The sequence below is a fragment of the Microbacterium sp. NPDC060132 genome (assembly GCF_042729675.1).
Lineage (GTDB): Bacteria > Actinomycetota > Actinomycetes > Actinomycetales > Microbacteriaceae > Microbacterium > Microbacterium sufflavum.
The window spans coordinates 1,561,661-1,581,168 of record NZ_JBHWXU010000001.1 but is presented as its reverse complement, the minus strand read 5'-3'; the positions used below and the strand labels follow the sequence as shown (position 1 = coordinate 1,581,168).

The 19,508-nt window shown below is 72.5% G+C and carries 22 protein-coding genes; 9 read left to right on the top strand and 13 right to left on the bottom strand.

The features are described from left to right. Positions 1 to 24 precede the first annotated feature (24 nt). The gene (locus tag ACFWCH_RS07790) at positions 25 to 324 is read right to left on the bottom strand and encodes a hypothetical protein (RefSeq protein ID WP_136036064.1); all 300 of its coding nucleotides are present in this window, start codon (positions 322 to 324) and stop codon (positions 25 to 27) included. 195 nt (positions 325 to 519) lie between these two features. Here ACFWCH_RS07790 and ACFWCH_RS07785 point away from each other — a divergent pair, with 195 nt between their 5' ends. Further along, a complete protein-coding gene (locus ACFWCH_RS07785; protein ID WP_378803282.1) occupies positions 520 to 792 on the top strand; it encodes a hypothetical protein in 273 nt (90 codons plus the stop codon). 5 nt (positions 793 to 797) lie between these two features. On the opposite strand, the gene ACFWCH_RS07780 is transcribed toward ACFWCH_RS07785, so the two are convergent. The 9 genes from ACFWCH_RS07780 to ACFWCH_RS07740 all read right to left on the bottom strand — a co-directional run bounded on the left by ACFWCH_RS07780 (position 798) and on the right by ACFWCH_RS07740 (position 7,774). Beyond that, positions 798 to 2,111, bottom strand: coding sequence for a CynX/NimT family MFS transporter (locus ACFWCH_RS07780; RefSeq protein WP_136029178.1), 1,314 nt, complete (start codon positions 2,109 to 2,111; stop codon positions 798 to 800). Then, positions 2,108 to 3,580: an amidophosphoribosyltransferase gene (gene purF, locus ACFWCH_RS07775; protein WP_378803281.1), complete on the bottom strand. Its 1,473-nt coding sequence runs from the start codon at positions 3,578 to 3,580 to the stop codon at positions 2,108 to 2,110. Before purF ends, ACFWCH_RS07780 begins: the two co-directional genes overlap by 4 nt. 6 nt (positions 3,581 to 3,586) lie before the next feature. Next, the gene (gene purM, locus ACFWCH_RS07770; protein ID WP_378803280.1) at positions 3,587 to 4,702 is read right to left on the bottom strand and encodes a phosphoribosylformylglycinamidine cyclo-ligase; all 1,116 of its coding nucleotides are present in this window, start codon (positions 4,700 to 4,702) and stop codon (positions 3,587 to 3,589) included. Positions 4,703 to 4,726: 24 nt separating this feature from the next. Beyond that, on the bottom strand, positions 4,727 to 5,191 hold the full coding sequence (locus tag ACFWCH_RS07765; RefSeq protein WP_205812864.1) for a BLUF domain-containing protein: 465 nt from the start codon (positions 5,189 to 5,191) through the stop codon (positions 4,727 to 4,729). Next, on the bottom strand, positions 5,188 to 5,457 hold the full coding sequence (locus ACFWCH_RS07760) for a hypothetical protein (RefSeq protein WP_136036060.1): 270 nt from the start codon (positions 5,455 to 5,457) through the stop codon (positions 5,188 to 5,190). Before ACFWCH_RS07760 ends, ACFWCH_RS07765 begins: the two co-directional genes overlap by 4 nt. A 1-nt stretch (position 5,458) precedes the next feature. Then, a complete protein-coding gene (locus tag ACFWCH_RS07755; RefSeq protein ID WP_136029170.1) occupies positions 5,459 to 5,800 on the bottom strand; it encodes a hypothetical protein in 342 nt (113 codons plus the stop codon). Positions 5,801 to 5,925: 125 nt separating this feature from the next. Beyond that, positions 5,926 to 6,489 (bottom strand): DUF3618 domain-containing protein, encoded by a 564-nt coding sequence (locus ACFWCH_RS07750; protein WP_378803279.1) that lies wholly within the window; start codon positions 6,487 to 6,489, stop codon positions 5,926 to 5,928. Continuing rightward, a complete protein-coding gene (locus ACFWCH_RS07745) occupies positions 6,486 to 6,908 on the bottom strand; it encodes a phage holin family protein (protein WP_136029164.1) in 423 nt (140 codons plus the stop codon). The genes ACFWCH_RS07750 and ACFWCH_RS07745 overlap by 4 nt, the downstream gene beginning before the upstream one ends. Then, on the bottom strand, positions 6,905 to 7,774 hold the full coding sequence (locus tag ACFWCH_RS07740) for a hypothetical protein (protein WP_378803278.1): 870 nt from the start codon (positions 7,772 to 7,774) through the stop codon (positions 6,905 to 6,907). Before ACFWCH_RS07740 ends, ACFWCH_RS07745 begins: the two co-directional genes overlap by 4 nt. 152 nt (positions 7,775 to 7,926) lie before the next feature. On the opposite strand from ACFWCH_RS07740, the gene ACFWCH_RS07735 reads away from it, so the two are divergent. Next, positions 7,927 to 8,532 carry a zinc-binding alcohol dehydrogenase gene (locus ACFWCH_RS07735; RefSeq protein WP_136036058.1) on the top strand — a complete coding sequence of 202 codons (606 nt, stop codon included), beginning with the start codon at positions 7,927 to 7,929 and terminating at the stop codon, positions 8,530 to 8,532. Positions 8,533 to 8,534: 2 nt separating this feature from the next. Here ACFWCH_RS07735 and ACFWCH_RS07730 read toward each other — a convergent pair whose 3' ends face one another. Both ACFWCH_RS07730 and ACFWCH_RS07725 read right to left on the bottom strand, forming a co-directional pair. After that, positions 8,535 to 8,852, bottom strand: coding sequence for a potassium transporter Trk (locus tag ACFWCH_RS07730; protein ID WP_136036057.1), 318 nt, complete (start codon positions 8,850 to 8,852; stop codon positions 8,535 to 8,537). A gap of 97 nt (positions 8,853 to 8,949) precedes the next feature. Next, the gene (locus ACFWCH_RS07725) at positions 8,950 to 12,072 is read right to left on the bottom strand and encodes an HtaA domain-containing protein (RefSeq protein WP_378803277.1); all 3,123 of its coding nucleotides are present in this window, start codon (positions 12,070 to 12,072) and stop codon (positions 8,950 to 8,952) included. A 161-nt stretch (positions 12,073 to 12,233) separates the two neighbouring features. On the opposite strand from ACFWCH_RS07725, the gene ACFWCH_RS07720 reads away from it, so the two are divergent. From ACFWCH_RS07720 to ACFWCH_RS07710, 3 genes are read left to right on the top strand one after another with little or no spacing between them, the layout of a single operon-like run. After that, positions 12,234 to 13,340, top strand: coding sequence for a hemin ABC transporter substrate-binding protein (locus tag ACFWCH_RS07720; RefSeq protein WP_378803276.1), 1,107 nt, complete (start codon positions 12,234 to 12,236; stop codon positions 13,338 to 13,340). Then, complete coding sequence (locus tag ACFWCH_RS07715) at positions 13,337 to 14,410, top strand: FecCD family ABC transporter permease (protein ID WP_378803275.1); 1,074 nt, start codon at positions 13,337 to 13,339, stop codon at positions 14,408 to 14,410. The genes ACFWCH_RS07720 and ACFWCH_RS07715 overlap by 4 nt, the downstream gene beginning before the upstream one ends. Beyond that, positions 14,407 to 15,180, top strand: a complete 774-nt coding sequence (locus ACFWCH_RS07710; RefSeq protein WP_136037305.1) for a heme ABC transporter ATP-binding protein — start codon at positions 14,407 to 14,409, stop codon at positions 15,178 to 15,180. The genes ACFWCH_RS07715 and ACFWCH_RS07710 overlap by 4 nt, the downstream gene beginning before the upstream one ends. On the opposite strand, the gene ACFWCH_RS07705 is transcribed toward ACFWCH_RS07710, so the two are convergent. Then, positions 15,177 to 15,545, bottom strand: coding sequence for a sterol carrier family protein (locus ACFWCH_RS07705; protein WP_136032839.1), 369 nt, complete (start codon positions 15,543 to 15,545; stop codon positions 15,177 to 15,179). The genes ACFWCH_RS07710 and ACFWCH_RS07705 overlap by 4 nt on opposite strands. Before the next feature lie 54 nt (positions 15,546 to 15,599). Between ACFWCH_RS07705 and ACFWCH_RS07700 the strand changes: the two genes are divergently transcribed. The 4 genes from ACFWCH_RS07700 to ACFWCH_RS07685 all read left to right on the top strand — a co-directional run bounded on the left by ACFWCH_RS07700 (position 15,600) and on the right by ACFWCH_RS07685 (position 19,489). Beyond that, positions 15,600 to 16,274: a CoA pyrophosphatase gene (locus ACFWCH_RS07700; RefSeq protein ID WP_136037306.1), complete on the top strand. Its 675-nt coding sequence runs from the start codon at positions 15,600 to 15,602 to the stop codon at positions 16,272 to 16,274. Positions 16,275 to 16,322: 48 nt separating this feature from the next. After that, entirely contained in the window at positions 16,323 to 17,600 is a 1,278-nt protein-coding gene (gene purD, locus ACFWCH_RS07695) for a phosphoribosylamine--glycine ligase (RefSeq protein WP_247638243.1), read from the top strand. Between the two features lie 105 nt (positions 17,601 to 17,705). After that, the gene (locus ACFWCH_RS07690; protein WP_378803274.1) at positions 17,706 to 18,185 is read left to right on the top strand and encodes a winged helix-turn-helix transcriptional regulator; all 480 of its coding nucleotides are present in this window, start codon (positions 17,706 to 17,708) and stop codon (positions 18,183 to 18,185) included. Continuing rightward, complete coding sequence (locus ACFWCH_RS07685; protein WP_378803273.1) at positions 18,182 to 19,489, top strand: MFS transporter; 1,308 nt, start codon at positions 18,182 to 18,184, stop codon at positions 19,487 to 19,489. The genes ACFWCH_RS07690 and ACFWCH_RS07685 overlap by 4 nt, the downstream gene beginning before the upstream one ends. Positions 19,490 to 19,508: the final 19 nt, after the last annotated feature.

Here is a 19,508-nt window from a genome sequence, read left to right as displayed (position 1 = left end):
GGGTGTTTCGTCGTGTCCGGGCGGTTACGGGTGCAGGAGTGCGGTCAACGTGCCGGTGAGCACGAGCACCGCCAGCAGCAGGACCCAGCCGAACAGCACGACGAGGTTGAGCGCGATGCCCCACGCCGCGATCGCGTGCCCCCGTGGCTCGCGCTGCCGACCGAGGAGCCCGGCGATCACACCGACCAGTGGCGGGAACAGCGCGAAGCCGCACACGAGCGAGACGACCGCGATGACGACGCTGGAGATGCTGAGGAAGCGCTCACCGGGTTCGTCCGGCTGCGGGGTCGCCGCACCGGTCCTGACTCGGGATGGTGATGTCATGTCCATCGGGCACACTGCTTTCCGGCGGCCACAGACCGCGCTGCACAACGAGAGGTAACACGTTAGGTTACCCCTTCGCCCCGCTCCTCCGCTTCCCAGTGCTGACGCCGGTTCGCGCAGACCAGCCGACGCGTCAGAGCCCCGCGGTTTTCCCAGGGCGGGGACGAGGACTCACGAGCAGTAAAGTTTTACATCATGGAGCGCGCGCGATTGTACTGGTGGATCTTGGCCTTGGCGGCGGCTGGCGCTCTTCTCGGCCTCTTCAGCCCCTGGGCCTTTCTCATCGAAGGCGCCTTGCTCATCCTGGTGATCCATCGCCTCACACGGCGGCCGCCTCGATCAGAAGCGGTCGTCCTCATCGCAGCCGGCGTCATTCTCGCCCTCGTCCTGGTGACGTTCGCGGCGATCGGCATCGCTACCTACTTCTACGAGGGGGTCTCCCACGGGACCTCGGTGCCGATCCGCTAGCGGCGTCACCAGTGGCCGTGCCGGCGCTCCCACTCGTCTTCGATCGTGCGGCGGCGACCGGCGACGATGCCCGCGGGGATCGACACCACGAGCACCGCGGCGACGACCAGCAGCGGCACCTGCCACCCGCCGGTCGTCTCGTGCAGCAGCCCCACCAGCAGCGGGAAGACAGCCGCGATCGCATAGCCGATGCTCTGCACGAACCCGCTCAGCGCGACGGCGCTCTCCGGCGTGCGGGCACGGATGCTCAGCAGCACCAGACTCAGCGGGAACATGATGGCCGTGAGGCCGAAGATCGCCACCCACAGCGGCAGCGCCACGGTCGGCAGGAGCAGCAGCCCGAGCAGCCCCACCAGTCCCGCCGCGACCGCCACCAGGAACAGCGGCCGCGTCGCCTGGAACCGCACCACGAGCACGGGCACCAGCATCGAGCAGGGCAGCCCGACCAGAGCGAACAGCGACAGCAGGAAGCCCGCGGTCGCCGGGCTGACGCCACCCAGGTCGACCAGGATCGTCGGCAGCCACGCGAACGCCACGTACGCCATGGTCGACGAGGTGCCGAACACGAGCGCGAGGGCCCACGCCAGCGGCAGCCGCCAGAGCCGCCCGAACACGCGCGGGCTCGCCGACTGGGTCGTGATCGGTCCGGTCGAGGCGGCGACCGCGTCACGCACATCGTCCACGCCGTCGGTCGGGTCGGGCGTCAGGAGCTCGGTGGGCATCGGACGATCGCGCTCCCCGCGCGTGCGCACCAGCAGCGTGACCCAGGGCACCAGCGCCAGCGCCGCCACCACGCCCCACATGCCGAGGGAGATGCGCCAGCCGAGCGAGTCGGCCACGGGCACCGCGACCAGCGGCGGCAGGAACGTGGAGACCGCGAGCGTGGTCGAGTACGCGGTCATCATGACGCCGAGACGGTCGGCGAAGTACTTCTTCACCAGCGGCGGCAGCAGCACGTTGCCCGAACCGACCCCCGCGAACACCACGGCCGTCGCCGCGAGCAGGCTCCACGAGTCCGGGGCCAGACCACGCAGCAGCATCCCGGCCGCCATCAGCACGATCGCCACGACCGCCATCCGCTCCAGGCCGAACCGACGCTCGAACAGCGGCGTCAGCAGGCCGAACAGCGCGAAGCACACCGGCGGCGCCGCGCCGATCAGCCCCACGATCACGGACGAGACCGGGAAGTCCTCCGCGACGTGGTCGAGCACGGGAGACAGCGAGGCGACCGCCGATCGCAGCGAGAACGCGACCAGCACGATCCCGACCAGCGCGAGAGCCCGACCCTTCCAGAGCGGTCGCGCGCTCGGCGCCGTCATGAGGTCTGCGACCCCTCCACCCAGGCGAGGTATTCGTCGGTGACGGTGCCGGTGACGTACCGGCCGTCGAAGCAGCTCATGTCGAGATCCTTCAGCACGGAGCCCTCGGTGATCGCGGCCTTCAGGTCGTCGACCTCCTGGTACACCAGGTGGTCGCAGCCCAGCTCCTCCGCGATCTCGGGGATCGTGCGGCCGTGCGCGATCAGCTCGTGCCGCGACGGCATGTTGATGCCGTACACGTGCGGGTGCCGCACGGGCGGGGCCGCCGAGGCGAAGGTCACCGAGGAGGCGCCGGCGTCGCGGGCCATCTGGATGATCTCCTTCGACGTGGTGCCGCGCACGATCGAGTCGTCGATCAGCAGCACGTTCTTGCCCTGGAACTCGGCCGACATCGCGTTGAGCTTCTGGCGCACGCTCTTCTTGCGCACCGCCTGCCCCGGCATGATGAACGTGCGGCCCACATAGCGGTTCTTGTAGAAGCCCTCGCGGTACTCGATGCCGAGCTTGCGGGCCACCTCCATCGCGGCCGGGCGCGAGGAGTCGGGGATGGGCATGACCACGTCGATCTTGTCCATCGGCACGTGCTTGGCGATCGTATCGGCCAGCTTGTCGCCCATGCGAAGGCGCGACTCGTAGACCGAGATGCCGTTCATGATCGAGTCGGGGCGGGCGAGGTACACGTACTCGAACGCGCACGGCGCGAGATGCGTCTCCGTGGCGCACTGCCGCGTGAACAGCTCGCCGTCGTTCGTGATGAACACGGCCTCGCCGGGCTCGACCTCGCGCACGACCTCGTAGTCGCCGTTCTCCAGCACCAGCGACTCGCTCGCGACGACCCACTCGTCGCGTCCCTCCGCGCCGGGCACGGTCGACGGACGGCGGCCCAGGATCAGCGGCCGGATGCCGAACGGGTCGCGGAACGCCAGCAGACCGTAGCCCGCGATCACCGCGATCACCGCATACGCGCCCTCGATGCGCTCGTGGGTGCGGGCGACCGCCTCGAAGATGCGCTCCGGGTCGAGGTCGACCGTCGACGTGGTGGCCTGCAGCTCGCCCGCGAGCACATTGAGCAGCAGCTCGGTGTCGCTCGACGAGTTCAGGTGGCGGCGGTCGCGCTTCGCCATCTCGGCCGTGAGCTCACGGGTGTTGGTGAGGTTGCCGTTGTGGATGAGGATGATGCCGTACGGCGCGTTCACGTAGAACGGCTGCATCTCCTCCTCGCTCGACGCGGTGCCCTTGGTGGCGTAGCGCACGTGGCCGAGGCCGACGTTGCCGAGCAGCGCGCGCATGTCGCGGGTGCGGAACGCCTCGCGCACCATGCCCTGCGCCTTCGCGTTGTGCATCACGCCGTTGGCCTCCGCCGTGGCGATGCCCGTCGCGTCCTGCCCGCGATGCTGCAGCAGCAGGAGCGCGTCGTAGATGTCCTGATTGACCGGGGCTGTCCCCACCATTCCGACGATGCCGCACATGGGGTGTTACTTCGCTCCGTCCGCGTAGGCGCCCACTAGGCGCACCGCTCCACCGTCGACGCCCTTGGCGCCCTGCTCGAACTCGCCGGTCGGCCGCGGGCCGAAGCCGACGGTGCCGACCTGCCACGCGGGCATGCCCTCGGCGTCCAGCGCCGCGATCGCCGCGTCTTTCTTGTCGCCGGCGACCACCGCGAGGAAGCCGACGCCCAGGTTCCAGGTGCCCTCGGCCGACTCCAGCGTCGACCCGGCGATGTCGCTCAGCACGCGGAACACCGGGCTGGGCGACCACGTGCCGCGGTCGACCTCGGCCCAGCTGCCCTGCGGGAGCACGCGCGCGAGGTTCGCCGCGATGCCGCCGCCGGTCACGTGACTCAGGGCGTGCACGCCGCCCGCGAGCTGCTCGATCAGGCGCAGCAGCGGCAGCGTGTACAGGCGGGTGGGCTCCAGCAGGGCCTCGCCCCACGTGGTGCCGAAGTCGGCGGCGGTGTCGGCGTACGAGATGCCGGCGCCCGTGATGATGTGACGCACGAGCGAGTAGCCGTTGGAGTGCAGGCCGCTGGAGGCGACCGCGATCACCGCATCACCGTCCTGCACGCGCTCGGCGCCGAGGATCGCATCCGCCTCGACCACGCCGGTCGCGGCTCCCGCCACGTCGTAGTCGCGCGGTCCGAGAAGTCCGGGGTGCTCGGCCGTCTCGCCACCGACCAGCGCGGTGCCGGTGGCCGCGCACGCCCCGGCGATGCCGCGGACGATGTCGGCGATGCGCTCGGGCACGACCTTGCCGCACGCGATGTAGTCGGTCATGAAGAGGGGCTTCGCACCCACCACGACGATGTCATCGACGACCATGCCGACCAGGTCCTGCCCGATCGTGTCGTGCTTGTCGATGGCCTGCGCGATCGCGACCTTGGTGCCGACGCCGTCGGTGCTGGTCGCCAGCAGCGGACGCCGGAAGTCGCGCAGCGCGCTCGCGTCGAAGAGGCCGGCGAAACCGCCGACGCCGCCGAGCACTTCGTGTCCGTGCGTCGCGCGCACGGACGACTTCATCAGCTCGACCGCGAGATCGCCGGCAGCGGTATCGACACCGGCTTCGGAATAGGGGTTGGTGGGGGAGGCAGCCACTCGAACAGCCTACCGCCCGCAGCCCTACCGGATCTCCAGAGCCTCGGCCCGCTGCGCGGCCTGCCGCACGCGGAACCACATCGTGAGCTCCATGAGCGCCCGGCCGATCATGTCGTGGTCGCCGACGCGCAGATCGTCGAACGAGTCGCGGTACCCCTCGGCCAGGCGCGGCTCGGCGGCCACCATCGGCTGATACCCCATCGTCCAGTCCGCGAACCGGCGCTCGTGCAGCGGTTCGCGCAGGAGCACCCGCACGTCGTGGTGACGCGGATCCTCGGAGATGCGGGTCATGAGCGCCTCGACCACGCCCTCCTCGCCCTCGAGGATCTGCACGAACTCGCCCTCGCGGTACAGCAGGAGACCGGTGATCTCCCGCGCCTGGTTCGCCGCGCGGCTCGAGGCGAGCAGGGCTTCGAGCTCGTCGTCGTCGAACGCGCGGGTGGCGGTGCTGCAGTAGACGAGCGAGAGCAGCGCGTGGTCGATCGTCATCCGAGGTGTCCCCCTGCAGCGGTGTCGTCCGTCATGGCCTCGGTCACCGCGGCGATGGCCGTGTGATGGTCGGTGAAGTCGCCGATGATCTGTGAGGCGGAGTCGAAGGCGCGCCACAGGCCCCCGGGCTGGCGGTCGACGTAGCCGAGGAAGGTTCCGGCGTGGCTGCCCACGTAGAACCCGTCCGCGACCGACGCCCACAGCGCCTTCGACGGTGTGTGCGCGGCGCCCTCCTCGGGCACGTCGAGCGTCTGCGGATGCGACACGTCAGACTCCGCGGTCCAGGTCGAGGTCGATCGCCGGCAGTCCGTCGTCGTCGACATCCCCGTCCTCGGCCGTCGGCTTCGGGTAGAAACGGTGCTCGCGCAGGGCTGCCGCGTCCGCGGAGAAGTCCGGGTCGTCGCCGTTCGACGACTGCGGACCGACCAGGAGGTCGTTCCCGACGCCGACGATCAGGTCGGCGCTGTCCTTCTCCCCGTCCACGTGGATCGGGATCTGCACGGCCGCGGACTCGCCCTCGCTGGCGAGGGAGGCGGCCAGGGTGACCAGGGCGTCCGCCACGTCGTCCGTCGTGACGACCTGCTGCCCGGCGTAGGAGACGAGTTTCATGATCATGACCCTGTCATGACGGAGCCGGTCGGAGAACGGGCTTGCGCCCGGAGCCCCCGACCGGCTACAGAGCCCGGGGGTCCGGTGCCGTGCCGCGGCATCGGACCCCGGGGAGCGCTCGCCGATCAGCTTCCGGTGACGGTGTCGCGGGCGTCCTGCGCACTGCCCTTGACCTCGTCCACCGCGTGGGTCGCGTCACCGCGGATGTGCTCGGCGGCACCGGCGGCCTCGTCTTTCACGGCCGCGAACGCCTCCTGCGCCGGCTCCTTGAGATCCTCGCCCACGGTCTTCGCGACCTCGGTGACCTCGTCGACCAGCGGCTGGGCCTTCTCCTTCAGCTCGCCCGCCAGCTCCTTCTCCTTCGTGGAGGACGGGATGACGGCGGCGACGACGAGCCCGGCGGCGAAGGCCATGAGCCCCACCGCGAGCGGGTTGCCCTGCGCCTTCGCCACGGCGTGCCGGCCGGCATCCGCCACCGAGGACGACGCGTCGCCCACGTGACTGCCCGCGTCGTCGGCCACGCCCATGACGCGGTCGACCACGGAGCGCGCGGCACCCTTCATCTTCTGCGTCTGCCGGTGCACGACCTTCGAGGGGGTGACCTTGTCGGCGAGCGCGTCGACGTCCCTGCCGAACTCCGCCCTGGTCCGCTCGATGTCCGCACGGATCGCGTCGGGTGAATCGCTCATTTGTTCTCCTCATTCCTCTTCACGGCATCGGGAATCCGCTTGAGGCTGTCCACCGTGCGCGGCGCCCCCTCGATGCTCTTCAACTGCGTGCGTCCCGCCAGGAACAGGACCAGGGCGACCAGCGCCCAGATGACCGCGACGATCACGGCCGACCAGCCGAGACCGGTCACGTAGTAGCCGAGACCCCACCACAGCGCGACGGAGAGGAAGAAGACCGCCATCATCGCGCCGTAGCCCGCCCCGCCGAGCATGCCCGCTCCGCGGCCGGCCCGCGTCGCGGACTGCTTGAGTTCCGCCTTCGCGAGTTCCAGCTCCTGTCGCATCAGCGTGGACAGGTCGCTCGTGACCTCGCTGAGCAGGTCGCCCAGTGAGGTGGTCTCCGCCTTCTGCTCCGAAGGCGTCGGGGTGGCGTCGGTCATGGTCGCTCCTCGTCACCCGGTGCGCGGTTGGCCGCGTCCGTCCTGTCGTAGAGCGGGGTGTCGCCGCGGTCCTCGTCACGGGTCACACCCCACGGCGCGGTACCCGCATCGATGCCGCTCATCCCATCGGGGGCGCCCGGCACCGAGCCGTCGGTCGGCAGCGGCGGCTGGCCGAGCGTGGTGCTGCCGCCCGTCTCCGTGGCTCCGGCTGCACCGACACCGGCACCCGCGCCCACGCCCGCGCTCGTGGAACCGGGAACCGCCGCCGGCGTCGTCGCCGCCGGGTCGAGGTTCGGAGTGGCCCCCGCTCCCGAGAGCCCGGAGGCGGTCGGCGTCGACGTGCCGGAACCCGACTCCGCCGCCCCCTCGGACAGCGCCCGGGTCAGGCGTCCCACGACGAGTCCGGCCACGGCGGCGACCGCGATGAACGTGCCCGGCTTGGCCCGCGCGTACGACTTCACCTCGGTCAGCAGCGACCCCGGGTCACGGTCGCCGATCCAGCCGGCGATGCCCTGGATGCGGGTGGAGGCCTGACGGACCAGATCCGCCGCCACCCCGCCCTCGGCGTTCTGCGCCATCGACCCGAGCTCCCCGCCGACCGACCGCAGCCCGTCCGCGACGCGACGCTGCTGGATCGCCGCCTGCTCCGACAGCTCGGCCGTGGTCTGGTGGTACAGGTCGCGGATCTGGTCCTTCGCCTCGTGCGCGACAGCGCCGGCCTCGGCCTTCGCGGTCTCGACGACCCCCGCCGCCTCATCCTTCGCGGTACCGGCGACCCCGGCCGCCTCGTGCGCGGCGGTCTTCACGGTCCCCGGCGACTCGTCCGTGCCGCCGCCGGCGACACCCTGTGCATTGCTCTGCGACATCGTTCTTCCTCTCGACTCCGCGCCGACGGCCGCCGACGTGCAGGCAGGTCTACTCCCCCCTCCGGGTATCACGGCGAGGGTTGACGCGGCTCGTCCAGGGGTTTACCTTGCGAGGACGCCGAGCCCGGTGCACCGCCCCCTACGATGGGCGCATGGCCGACAAGCCGCAGTGGCTCATCCGCGAGGACGCGAGCGTCCCCGTGCTGGTCGCGCTCGCCCTGCGGCAGCTGCTGGGCATCCGCGCGCCGGAGGACCTGCCCGCCCTCCGGGAGCTCCCCGTGCGAGCACCGGATGCCGTGGACGCCTCGCCCGCCATCGAGGCGCAGTGGCGCGACTACTGGGACATGACGGTCGAGCCGCGGGCGCATCACTCCGGGGTGCCGCTCGAGCTCATCGACGGGTTCGAGACGCTCGTCGCGCTGCCCGCGACCGGGGCAGACGAGCTCGCCGCGGCGATCCGGCCGCACGCCGCGACCGCCCTGCGCTTCGCTCACGCGGCGCACGACCGCTACGTCGGCGCCATGACCAGCCACACGGGCGGCGACGCGTACCGCGCCTATGCGAGCGCGATCGCGGAGTTCGAGCGGGAGATCGGCCGGCGCGCCCACTCGTTCGAGCTGAACGTGCAGGTGCTCCCGCTGTCACAGCGGGGCATCTGGTGGATCGGGGCGCTGTCGGTCGCAGTGACCGACGGCCTGCGGCGTGACGTGGTGGCGTTCGACGCGGCCATCCGGCCCGTGATCGCCGAGCTGGCCTGAGCTCAGTCCTCGCCGTCGACGACGGTCTCGCGGTCGACCTTCACCACGCGGTCGTGGCGCCGCGCGACCCGCTCCAGCACGAGCCCGGCGACCCCGCCGAGCGCGAGACCGATCGGCACGGTCCACAGCAGCAGGAACCCGAACACCTGACCGGGGGGATACACCACGTCGAGCGCCTGCGACTCGTCGTAGCTGCCCATCATCGTGAGGACGCCCGCGACGACGACCCCGAGCACGACCCCGATGCCCATGAGCACGCCGTACCGCGGCACACGGCGCACGGTCGCTTCGACGGTCTGGTGGGAATCCTGGGGGGCCATGTCTCCATTGTCCCACCGTCCGGGCGGGTCGGGCACCCGGCCCCCTGCGCACCCGCCCTCCCTCGGTCGTCCGGGAGAGGGCGGGTGCGTCCGCGGCTCAGACCTCGGTGGTCTCCGGCTCGGCCTGTGCCGTGCGGCTGCGGCGGGCGATCAGCACGCCTCCCCCGGCGGCGAGCGCCACGACGACGAGGCCGCCGACGATCCACGGCCAGACCGGTGCACCCTCCGTGTCGGCCGGCTCCGTCACCGCGGTGACCGCCGCGCTCGCCTCCGCGTCCGCCTCCGGCTCCTCCGCCACGGCCGTGCCGCACGCGGTGTCGACGGGGATCACGGCGGTCACCGGGTCGAGCTGCTCCCCCGCCTGATACGTGCCGAAGGCCGCGGCCCCCGCCTCGGTGAGCGTCGTGGCCACCGCGTCCAGCCGGAGCGCGCCGTCGACGACCGCGGCGTCCGCGAGCGGGAACTCCGCGAGTCGCACGCCCTGCTGGTCGACGCTCTCCCCGGCCTGCGTGGTGCCGGTCACGTCGAACACCAGGTAGCCGGTGTCGCCCGCGAGCTCGACCCTGGCGTTCCCGAGCGTGGTGTTCAGCGCACCGTCGTGACCCGTGAACGCGATGCTGCCGCCGTAGGTGACGAGCCCGGTGAGCGCGGTGCCGTCGAGCGAGCCCGCACCGTTCTCCCACACGAAGTCGGGGTAGCGGTAGGCCACGTCGGTCAGGGTCCAGCCACCCTTCGCAATGCCCTCGATGTAGGTGCGGAACGACTCCTTGTACCCCCAGTTCAGCGTCGCCGCCTCGACCGTGCACGCGCCGATGGCGGCGGTCGCGCGAGCGAGGGTGAACGCGAGACCGCGGTCGACCGATCCCTGGAACGTGAGCGTGTGCGCGCCGTCCTCGAGCGCGGCGGGCAGGGCGCCCGACCAGGTCGCGACACCCGAGGCATCGGCGGTCACGGTGTCGAGCAGCACGGGCGTGGAGTACACCACGACCTTGATGCCCTCCTCGTTGGGGCGGAACCCGGAGGCGGTCACGGTGGCCGGCTGCCCGGACGCGAGCGCGGCGAGGTTCTGCTCGTCGACGTCGATGCCCTCGCTCGCCGGCGGGGTCGCGGGGAGCGTTGCCCGCTTCACGACCGCGGCGGCGGCGACGGTGCCGGTCGACCCCGAGGGTGCCGCGGCGGCCGAGCCGATCGTGAACGTGACCGGGTCGAGCGTGGTGGAGTAGCCCGAGAGCACGCGGTCACGACCGGCGGCCGTCAGCGTGGCGGGGGCGCCCGAGTAGGTCACGGCGCCGTTCGCCGTGATCCGGGCCGCGCGCGTCAGGTCGAGCGTCGCGAACGGCACCTGGGCGCCGCCGCTGGTCACGTACACCGTCGCTGCTCCCGTCGAGGTCACCCGCACCACGGGGTCGGAGACCGTGACGTCGAGCACGCCGTGGTGACCGGTGAAGCGCACGGCGCCGCGGTAGACCACGCTGCCGAGGCCGGTGCTCGCGTCGTAGTCGCCGCCGACGGTCTGCCCGAACTGGAACTGTCCGCCGGAGCGCGTCGCGCCGCCGGACACCTGGATGGCGCCCTGCGCGATGGGACCGGCGACGTAGTTCGCGAACGACGTGGAGATGGCCCAGCGCAGCGAGCCGCCCGGCACGCTCACCGGCGGCGTCGTCGGCGTCACGGGCGGCTTCGGCTCCGCCGGCTCCTCCGGCTCGTCGCCGAGCAGCGCCGTCCACTGCGCGTCGGTGATCGTGACCGCGGCGCGCGCGTGGATCGTGGCGTCGTTCGGCATCGTGTGCTGCTTCCACACGATCACCTCGTAGGTCTGGGTGCGGTCGAGGTTCTTCGCGGCGGTGTTCAGGTCGACCGTGAACGCACCGGCGTCGATGTTCCGCACGTACTGCATCGCGAGGAAGCCGCCGCCGGCCGTGACGTCGGCCTCGGTCCCCGCCTCGATGAGCGCCACGTAGGCGCCGGTGACCGCGCCGAGCTTCGCCGCGGCTGCCGTGACGGTCAGGCCGTCCTTCGCGGTGGCGGACTCCACCGACGCGGTGAGCGTGGGGGCGATGCGGTAGTCCAGGGCGACGCTGCGCTCCTGGTCGGCGTTGCGCACACCGCCTGCCGCGTAGGTGTAGACGCCGTAGGAGCCGGGGGTCGCGGGCGTGTCCTTCAGGGTGAGCGTCACCTGGAACGAGCCGTCGGCGGAGATGTCGACCCACTGCGCACGGATCGCGCCCTGATACTGCGCGGGCACCTGGTCCAGCACCCCCTCGGCGAGCGCCCAGGCCTGGGCACCGACGGAGCGTGTCGACGATGCGGCGCCCGCGGACGGCTGCCAGTCCGCGCCGAAGTTGCCGAACACCACGTAGGTGCCCTGCGGCAGGTGCGCGGGGATGGGCACGCCGCGCCCGCCGACGTTCGCGGTCGGGTCGTAGCCGCTGCCCTTCACGACGATCCGGTCACCGGCCCTGAGCGCGACACCGGTCGCGGGGGTCACGCCGTCGGCGAGGAACACCGCGATCGCCGCGGACGGCTCACCCTCGACGGGATCGGTGCCCGGATCCGTCTCGCCCGGATCCGTCTCGCCCGGGTCGGTCTCGCCCGGGTCGGTCTCGCCGGGGTCGGTCTCGCCGGGGTCGGTGCCCGGGTCGGTCTCACCGGGGTCCGTCTCTCCCGGGTCGGTCTCACCGGGATCGGTGCCCGGGTCGGTCTCCCCCGGATCGGTGCCCGGGTCGGTCTCGCCGGGATCGGTCGGCGTGGTGCCGAACAGGGCATCCCACTGTGCCGCCGAGATCGCCACGTCACCGCGGCCGTAGATGGTCGTCTCGTTCGGGTTGGAGTGCTGCTGCCATACGAGCACCTCGTACGCCTTCGTGCGGTCGAGCGATCCCACGGCGGCGGTGAGGGCGAAGCTGCTTGCGCCGCCCTCCACGCGCGGGAACGGCAGCGCGAACGCGGCGTAGCCGCCGGACCCGGTCAGACCGCTCTCGGTGCCCTTCACGATGAGCGCGGCGTAGGCGCCGGTCACGTCGGGCAGACCGCTCGCCTGCACCTGCACGGTGAGACCGGCGGTGTCTGCGGAGGTGACGGTGGGGGTCACGGTTCCGCCGGCGGCGTGCGCGGGTGGGACGATCACCGCCCCGGCGGCGATGAGGAGGACGGAGATCAGGGCGGCGAGCAGGGCGCGCAGGCGCGGGCTCCCGGGGGATGCGATGGCTGTGTCGTTCACGATTCTCCACGGCCGCCGGGCGCGCTCGTGAGCGCTCCGTCGAGGCCGCACGGGCAGTCGGGCGAGGATGGAATATTGGTTAGGCTCAGCTAAGTAAGCCGTCGATCCCGAGCGTAGGGCGCTCGCCACGACAGCGTCAAGTTTTAGGATAGCCTTGCCTAATGCGACGCCTCTCCGCCCTCGTCCTGGCTGCCGCTCTCGCCATCGGACTCGCCGCTTGCGCCGACCCCGACGCCACCGCCGCGGCCCCGCCGGCCGTCGACGACACCTGCCCTCAGGCCTCGGTCCCCCTCACCGAGCTCGACCTCGTGGACGACGTCCGCACCGCCACGGGTCCCGCGACCGCCTGCCTCGCCAGCCACGCGATCACCCCGGTCGACGACCGCACCGCGCCCCAGCTGCCCGTGACGGTGACCGACAGCGAGGGTCGGACGGTCGAGGTGACCGACGTCGACCGCATCCTCCCGATCGACATCTCCGGCACCATCGCGTCCACGGTGTTCGCGCTCGGCCTGGGCGACCAGGTGGTCGGCCGCGACTCCTCGACGCTGTTCCCCGGCACCGAGGAGCTGCCCGTGGTCACGAAGACCGGCCACACGCTCAACCCCGAGGCGATCCTCGGGCTCGCTCCCACCGTCATCCTCACCGACACCACGATCGGCCCGAAGGAAGTCCGCCAGCAGCTCCGGGACGCCGGGATCGCGGTCGTCGTCATCTCGGGCGACCGTCGCCTCGACGCCACCGATGCGCTCGTCACCGAGATCGCCGCCGCGCTCGGGGTGCCCAGCCGCGGCGCCGAGCTGATCGAGCGCCTCGATGCGCGGGTGGCGTCCGTGCTCGGCGAGATCGCGCAGGTGACCCCGGCCACACCGGAGGACCGCGCCCGCATGCTGTTCCTCTACGTGCGCGGCAGCGCCAACGTCTACTACATCTTCGGCGCGGACTCGGGGGCGGACTCGCTCATCGATGCGGTCGGCGGTGTCGACGTCGCCTCCGAGATCGGCTGGGAGGGCATGAAGCCGATGACCGCGGAGGCCCTGGTCGCCGCGCAGCCGGACGTGCTCGTCATGATGACCGACGGCCTGGAGTCCGTGGGAGGCATCGACGGGCTGATCGAACGGATCCCCGCCGTGGCACAGACCCCGGCCGGGGCGAACCGCCGGGTGATCGACATGGCCGACGCGGAGATCCTGAGCTTCGGTCCCCGGTCGGCCGACGTGATCGGCGCCCTCGCCCGCGCGCTGTACACCGCCGAGCCGCCCCAGTGAGCGGCGAGGTCGTCACCCCTACGCCGACGCGGCACCGCGGACTGCGCTTCGGGCTGGTCGTCACGGGGCTCCTCGTCGCCCTCGCCGTCACGTGCGTCGTCTCGATCACCAGCGGTCAGTACGACCTGTCGCCCACGGCGTTGCTGGGCGTGCTGCTGCGGGGCCTCGGCATCGACACCGCCTGGGCGCCGGACGCCGCCACGGACTACGGCGTGATCTACACCCTGCGACTGCCGCGCCTGGTGCTCGGCCTGCTCGTGGGCGCCGCGCTCGCGGTGTCCGGCGTGCTCATGCAGGCGATCTTCGGCAACCCCCTCGCCGACGCGGGCGTGGTGGGCGTCTCGTCGGGCGCGGCGCTCGGTGCGGCGGCCAGCATCACGTTCGGCCTCGCCACGTTCGGCATGTGGACCACCCCCGCGTTCGCGTTCCTGGGCGGGCTGGTCGCGGTCTTCTCCGTGTACCTCCTCAGCCGCTCGGGCGGCCGCACCGAGGTCGTGACCCTGCTGCTCACCGGCATCGCCATCAACGCGATCGCCGGGGCGGGCATGGCGTTCTTCACCTTCCTCGGCACCACGTCGACGCGCGAGCAGATCGTGTTCTGGCAGCTCGGGTCGCTCAACGGGGCCCTCTGGTCGAACATCCAGCTCGTGGCGCCGCTCGTCGCGATCGGCGTCGTGGTCGCCCTGATCGTCGCGCCGAGCCTCGACCTCTTCGCCCTCGGCGAGCGCACCGCCCGGCACCTCGGCGTGCGCGTGGAGCTGCTGCGCCTCGTGGTCATCGTGACCGTCGCACTGCTGGTGTGCGCCGCGGTCGCGTTCGCCGGGATCATCGGTTTCGCCGGCCTCGTCGTGCCGCACCTCATGCGCATGATGATCGGGCCCGCACACCTGCCCCTCGTGATCGCCTCGGCCCTCGGCGGCGCGCTGCTCATCGCGGTCGCCGACCTCGTCGCCCGCACGGCCGTCCCCCTGGCCGACCTTCCGATCGGCATGATCACCTCCCTCGTGGGCGGGCCGTTCTTCCTCTGGCTGCTGGTGCGCACGCGCCGTCGCTCGGGAGGGTGGGCATGATGCCGCGGCTGCAGGGCACCGGGCTCACGGTGCGCGTGGGCGAGGGACGCACCATCCTCCACGACGCCTCGATCGACGTGCACGCGGGCGAGGTGCACGCGCTCGTCGGACCGAACGGCGCGGGCAAGTCCACCCTGTTCGGCGTGCTGGCGGGCGACGTCGCCCCGGCCTCCGGGGAGGTGCTCCTCGACGGCCGCCCGCTGCGAGACCTGCGGCCGCGTGCCCTCGCGCAGCAGCGGGCCGTGCTGCTGCAGGAGAACACGGTCACCTTCCCGTTCACCGCGGAACAGGTCGTGCGCATGGGCCGCACCCCGTGGGCGCGCACCCCCGCGGCCGACGACGACGACCGGATCGTCGCGGACGCCATGACGCAGACCGAGGTCACGGCGCTCGGGCCCCGCGCGGTGCCCTCCCTCTCCGGCGGCGAGCGCGCCCGCGTGGCCCTGGCCCGGGTGATCGCCCAGAGCACCGGCGTGCTGCTGCTGGACGAGCCCACCGCGGCCCTCGACCTCAAGCACCACGAAGACGTCATGCGGCTCCTCCGCGCCCGCGCCACCGAGGGGGCCGCGGTGGCCATCGTGCTGCACGACCTGAACGCCGCGCTCGCGCACGCCGACCGCGTGACCCTGCTCGCGGACGGCCGCGTCACCGCCAGCGGAGCCCCGGCCGAGGTGCTCACGGCCTCCCGGATCGAGCGGGTCTACGGGCAACCCGTCGACGTGTTCCCCCACCCGGCCACGGGCGTGCCCCTCGTGGTCGCGCGACGCTAGGGCCGCAGCGGCAGCACCCCGGCGAGGTCGGCCCTGGTGCCGGAGGCGTGCACCCGACCGGACTCGGCCGCGGCGGTCCAGGCCTCGGCGCCCGTGGCGACCGCGATCCAGGTCGCCGCGTCCATCTCCACGACGTTCGGCGGGGTGCCCCTGGTGTGCCGCGGGCCCTGGATCACCTGCACGGCCCCGAACGGCGGCACCCGCACCTCGACGCTGTTGCCCGGTGCCTTCTCGTCGAGCAGCTGCAGCAGATACCGCACCGCGGTCGCGAGCGACGTGCGCGGGGGCCTCTCGCCCGCCGCCTCCGCCGCCCGGACGGCGTCGAGCGCCGCACGACCGTCGATGATGTCGATCTTCCTCGCCATGGCTCCACCCTAGAACCGCGGCCCCCCCACCCGGCCGCGGCCTAAGCTCGGGGTATGAGCATGCACCCCCAGGGCGCGCGCGCCGAGCTGCTCGCCGCCGCCACGGATCACACCTGGGGCGTGCCGATCCCGCCGCTCGCCGACCCGCGCACCGCGCACGACGCCGCCGTGCTCATCCTGTTCGGCGTGCTCGACCGCACCCCGGCCCCCGCCGCCGACGCCGCCGTCTCGCGCGACCTCGATGTGCTGCTGCAGCGCCGCGCCCCCACGCTGTCGTCCCACCCCGGGCAGGTGTCGTTCCCCGGTGGTCGCGTCGAGCCGACCGACGCGGATGCCGTGGCCACCGCGCTGCGCGAGGCCGAGGAGGAGACGGGACTCGACCCCGCGGGGGTCGAGGTGCTGTCGACCCTCCCGGTCATCCCGCTCGCCGCGAGCAACCACCTCGTCACGCCCGTGCTCGCGTGGTGGCAGTCGCCGTCGCGGGTCGTCGCCGTCGATCATGCGGAGACCGTCGAGGTGTTCCGCGTGCCGGTGGCCCAGCTGCTCGACCCCGCGACCCGGTTCACCTCGACGCTGTCGCGGATGGGCCGCACGTTCCGCGGCCCGGCGTTCGACGTGGACGGCACCATCGTGTGGGGGTTCACGGCCATGGTGCTCGATGCCCTGTTCGACGCCACCGGCTGGACGGTGCCGTGGGATGCGACCGTGGAGCGGCCCATCGAGCTGTGACGCGCGGGCGGCCGAAACCCGCCGTACCGGCCTCGGTAGGCTGGACGGGTGAAGATCCTCGTCCTCGGTTCCGGTGCCCGTGAGCACGCGATCATCCTCGCCCTCCGCGCAGAGGAGGTGGAGCACGAGATCGTCGTCGCCCCGGGCAACGCCGGCATCGCGCACGACGCGACGCCCGTGTCGGTCGACCCGCTCGACGCGGCCGCGGTCACGGCGTTCGCGAACGAGCACGCGGTCGACCTCGTCGTGATCGGGCCGGAGGCTCCACTGGTCGCCGGTGTCGCCGACGAGCTCCGCGAGCGCGGCATCCCCGTGTTCGGACCGGGCAGGGCCGCGGCGCAGCTGGAGGGGTCGAAGTCGTTCGCCAAGCGGGTCATGGACGCCGCGGGCGTGCCGACCGGGCGGGCCGTGCGTGCCGCGACGACCGCCGAGGTCGAGGCCGCGTTCGACGACCTGGGCGCCCCGTACGTGGTCAAGGCCGACGGGCTCGCCGCGGGCAAGGGCGTGATCGTGACGGACGACCGCGCCGAGGCGCTCGCGCACGCCGCGCAGTATCTTCCCGCCGGGCCCGTGCTCGTGGAGGAGTTCCTGTCCGGTCCCGAGGTGTCGCTGTTCTTCCTGAGCGACGGCGACACCGTGCGGGCGCTCAGCCCCGCGCAGGACTTCAAGCGGGCGTACGACGGCGACGCCGGTCCCAACACGGGCGGCATGGGCGCGTACTCCCCGCTGCCGTGGCTCGCGGAGCAGTTCGGCAGCGAGCAGGCCTTCGTCGAGGAGGTCACGCGCGACGTGGCGCTCCCCGTGGTCCGGCAGCTCGACGCGGAGGGCACGCCGTTCATCGGGCTGCTGTACGCCGGGCTCATCCTCACCCCGAACGGCGTGCGGGTGATCGAGTTCAACGCGCGCTTCGGCGACCCCGAGACGCAGGTCGTGCTGCCGCGGCTGCAGACCCCGCTGTCGCAGTTGCTGTTCGCCGCGGCCTCGGGCACGCTCGAGGATCAGCCGGAGCCGGAGTTCCGTGACGACGCCGCCATCACCGTGGTGCTCGCGAGCGAGGGCTACCCGGAGTCGCCGCAGACCGGCCGTCCGATCGAGGGCCTGGACGCGGCGGCCGAGGTCGAGGGTGTGCGCCTGGTGCACGCCGCGACCGCGAGCCCCGACGCGCCCGGAGGCTCCCTCATCGCCACGGGCGGCCGCGTGCTGAACGTGGTCGCCGTCGCCCCGGACTTCCGCACGGCGCGCGACCGCGCGTACGACGCGATCGCGCGCATCCGACTCGAGGGCGCGCACTTCCGCAGCGACATCGCCGCCCGCGTCGCCGAGTAGCGCGCGGCCCGGCGGGAGGGAGCGTTCGCGACAGGGGTCGCGCGAATCCTGCCGTTCTGCGGGGATCGGCTTGACACCGCCGACTTTCTTCAAGAAAGTGACGGCATGCCCCTCCGTTCCGACTGGTCGTCCGCGACGTGCCCGATCGCCCGCTCGGCCGACGTGCTCGCCGACCCCTGGGTCCTGCTCCTGCTGCGCGAACTGTTCTCCGGCCGCACCCGCTTCGACGAGCTGCGCGCGGCCACGGGTGCCGCCGACTCCGTGCTGTCGCGCCGGCTCACCGCCATGCACGACGCCGGGCTCCTGACCCGCGAAGACCCGAGCGAGGCTCGCAGCGGCTACCGCCTGACCGGCGCCGGACTCGCGACACTGCCCATCCTCCACGCGTACGCCCGCTTCAGCCGCACGACCGACCCGGACGGCCCCTGGGGGCTCGAGGTCTCGTGCGCGCGCTGCGGTGACACCGCCGTCTCCGTGGACTGGTGCGCGCACTGCGACGCCCTGCTCGACGCGCACAGCACCCGGTGGGCCCGGCGCAGCATGGGCGGCGAGCCGTTCGCGCTGCACACCGGGGCGAACGCATGACCGCCGAGTCCGTCGACGAGCCCGTACAGGACCCACCCGCACGCCGTCGCCGCCTCCACCCCGCCTGGACGGTCGCGCTCGTCGCCCTCATCGCCCTGATCGGCGCCGCGGGGTTCCGGGCGGCGCCGGGCGTGCTCATGGTGCCGCTGGAGGAGGAGTTCGGCTGGACGACGGCCGAGCTGTCGCTCGCGGTCTCCGTCAACCTGCTGCTGTACGGGCTGATCGCCCCCTTCGCGGCCGCGCTCATGCAACGGTTCGGCATCCGCGCGGTCACCGTCACCGCCCTGTTCGTGATCGGTGCGGGCGCCGCGCTGAGCGTGCTCGTCGCCACCCCCGCGCAGCTCATCCTCACGTGGGGCGTGCTGATCGGACTCGGCACCGGGTCGATGGCGCTCGTGTTCGCCGCGACCATCACCGACACCTGGTTCGCGACGCGCCGCGGTCTCGTGTCCGGCGTGCTCACCGCGGGCAGCGCCACCGGACAGCTGATCTTCCTCCCGGTCATCGCGGCCGCGGCGGCGGAAATCGGCTGGCGAGGGGCGTCGTTCATCATCGCGGGCGGCGCGCTCGCGGTCGCGCCCCTGGTGTGGATCTTCGTGCGCAACCGCCCGAGCAACCTCGGCGTCGGACGGTACGGCGAGCCCGCGCCCGCCTCCCCACCGGCACCCCTGCCCCGGGGCAACGCCTGGGGTGCCGCCGCCCTCGCCATCCGCACGCTCCGCGAGGCCGCCCGCACCAAGACGTTCTGGGCCCTCGCGATCGGCTTCGCGATCTGCGGCGCGACCACCAACGGCCTGATCGGCACGCACTTCATCCCCAGCGCGCACGACCACGGCATGCCGACCACGACCGCCGCCGGACTCCTGGCCGTGGTCGGGATCTTCGACATCGCGGGCACCGTGTTCTCCGGCTGGCTGACCGACCGCGTCAACCCGCGCATCCTGCTCGCCGCGTACTACGCCCTGCGCGGGGTGAGCCTGCTGTTCCTGCCCAGCCTGCTGTCGGCCGAGGTGCAGCCCAGCATCATCGTGTTCATCGTGATCTACGGCCTCGACTGGGTCGCCACGGTGCCGCCGACGATCGCGCTGTGCCGCGAGGTGTTCGGCGACCGCGGCCCGCTGGTGTTCGGCTGGGTGTTCGCCGCCCATCAGATCGGTGCGGGCATCGCCTCGATCCTCGCGGGGCTCGTGCGCGACCACACCGGTCAGTACACGGTCGCGTGGTTCGCCGCGGCCGGCCTCTGCGCCGTCGCGGCGTTGGTCAGCGCAACCATCCGTCGCCACCCCGCACCCGTCCGCGAGTAGCCCGCTCCTTTCGCGGAAC